Genomic DNA, 2,139 nt, shown 5'->3' on the forward strand with positions numbered 1-2,139 from the left:
GATCAGCCGCGCGACATGGCCGGGCGTCGTCAGCGCCAGCCGGATGTCGGGATAGGTCGGCAGCGGCAGGGTGCGGAAGATGTTGGGGGTCAGGAAATCCAGCTCGACGTCGAAGGCTTTCAGCGTTTCGGCGAGCCGCTCCAGCGTGTGGACGACGCCGTTGACTTGCGGGCGCCAGGCGTCGGTGACCATCAATATGCGCATGGCGCCCCTTTGCCGAAAAGGTCGTCTTTCCCCGTGATGCGATGCCGGAACGGCGGCCAGGCGGCAGCCGGCGCCTCGCTCCAGCGCCCCCTTGAGGGCACGGGCTCGAATCGGGGCGGCATGGCCGAATCAACCGTAGTCGCGCGTTTCATGCGCGCTCTTCACCATGGTTTCATGACGCGCGGATGAAGCCGGTATTTCTGAGAAGCGTGGCTTCGCTTCAGGCAGGAACCCTGATCACCGCGCGCAGGCCGCCGAGAGGACTATCCTCCAGCGTGATGTCGCCGCCATGGCTGCGGGCGATGTCGCGGGCGATGGAGAGGCCAAGGCCGGTGCCGCTGGCGTCGAGATTGCGCGCCTCGTCGAGGCGCAGGAAGGGCTTGAACACCTCCTCGCGCTTTTCCCGCGGGATGCCCGGCCCGTCGTCGTCGATGGTAACCAGAAGCGAGCCGCTTCTGTGGTCGGCGTTGATCTCCACCGTCCTTGCGTAGCGGAAGGCATTGCCGATGACGTTGGACAGCAGCCGGGCGAAGGCGTTCGGCCGTACATGCACGTGTGGGTCGCCGACGAGCGTGGTCGACAGCTTGCATTTGCGCAGCGTGGCCTCTTCGCCGAGCTTCTGGAAATAGGTGTCGAGATCGAAACGGCCGGGGTCCTCCGAGGCCTCGCCGCGGGCGAAGGCGAGATAGCCTTCCAGCATCGACTGCATGTCGTCGATATCCTGGTCGAGCGCCGCCTTGGTTTCGGCCTTGCCGCCGGCCAGAGCCAGCTGCAGCTTGAAGCGGGTGAGGATGGTCCTGAGGTCATGGCTGACGCCGGTCAGCATGGCGGTGCGCTGTTCGATCTGGCGCTCGATGCGCTCGCGCATCTGGATGAAGGCAAAGCCGGCGCGCCGCACCTCCTCGGCGCCGCGCGGGCGGAAATCGCGCGGCATCGGCCGGCCCTTGCCAAAGCTTTCGGCGGCCTCGGCGAGCGTCAGGATCGGCCGGATCTGATTGCGCAGGAAGGGGATGGCAATCATCAGGAGGACCAGCGAAGTGCCAACCATCCAGATCAGGAAGATGTGGGTGTTGGAGGCATAGGCCTGGCTGCGGCGCACGAAGACGCGCAGCACCTTGCCTTCCAACTGGACGCGGACTTCGACGATGTTGGAGTTGCCGACGGTGTCGATCCAGAACGGCCTGTTGATCTGCCTGGTGATCTCGGACGACAGAGCCTCATCGAGGATTGAGAAGAACGGTTTCGGCCCGGGCGGCGGCAGTGGGTCGGGCGGCAGAAGATCGACCTTGAGCTGCATCCTGTCCTGGGCGATGCGGATGATGTTGGCGTAGTCGGCATCGTGCGGATAGGCCTCCATCATGTCAATAATGGCGGCGATGTCGCGTACGGTCGCTTGCGATAGGCGCTGCGTCACGGTCTGCCAGTGGCGTTCCATGAAGACGAAGGCGACGACCGACTGCAAGAGGATCATCGGAGCGATGACGATGATCAGCGAGCGGGCGTAGAGCCGTTTCGGCATGTAAAGCGCAACCAGGCGCCAGAACCGGTTCCAGGCGCGCGGCATGGCTTTCAGCATCCGCATGGCGCGATCGCTCAAGCCGTCATTTCCCGGCCTTTCCAGTTGCGTGGTCGCCATCTGCCCTTCCGCTCGTCAACGGCCGTTCAGCAAGGGCCTCAGGAATATTCTATTCCACGCTGAGCCGATACCCAATACCGCGCACCGTCTGCAGCCAGACCGGGTTGGACGGATCGCGCTCGATCTTGCGGCGCAAGCGATTGATCTGGACATCGATGGTGCGCTCGCCGACGTCGGACTCGTCACCGACCAGTTCATGGCGCGGAATGGTCTCGCCCGCGCGCGCGGCAAAGATCGCCAGGATCTCCTGCTCGCGGTCGGTCAGCTTCAGCGCCTCGCCGCCGCGCTTCAGCTCGCGT

Annotated in this window: 2 protein-coding genes and 1 pseudogene; all 3 read right to left on the minus strand. The window is 64.7% G+C overall.

Features of this window, described 5'->3' with window-relative positions; translation table 11 throughout:
* Nucleotides 1-204 (minus strand): annotated as a pseudogene (locus EN742_RS32695) (glycosyltransferase family 1 protein); the annotation flags it as partial.
* Nucleotides 205-424: 220 nt separating this feature from the next.
* Nucleotides 425-1,840, minus strand: a complete 1,416-nt coding sequence (locus EN742_RS32700; RefSeq protein WP_126058696.1) for an ATP-binding protein — start codon at nucleotides 1,838-1,840, stop codon at nucleotides 425-427.
* 49 nt (nucleotides 1,841-1,889) lie between these two features.
* Nucleotides 1,890-2,139, minus strand: a 250-nt coding sequence (locus EN742_RS32705; protein WP_148670437.1) for a winged helix-turn-helix domain-containing protein, incomplete at its 5' end; no start/stop codon positions are given.

The organism is Mesorhizobium sp. M4A.F.Ca.ET.020.02.1.1 (assembly GCF_004022645.1).
GTDB lineage: Bacteria > Pseudomonadota > Alphaproteobacteria > Rhizobiales > Rhizobiaceae > Mesorhizobium.

Excerpts from the sequence above, each read along its gene's own strand:
- EN742_RS32700 (WP_126058696.1), bottom strand. The coding sequence starts at position 1,840 with ATGGCGACCACGCAACTGGAAAGGCCGGGAAATGACGGCTTGAGCGAT.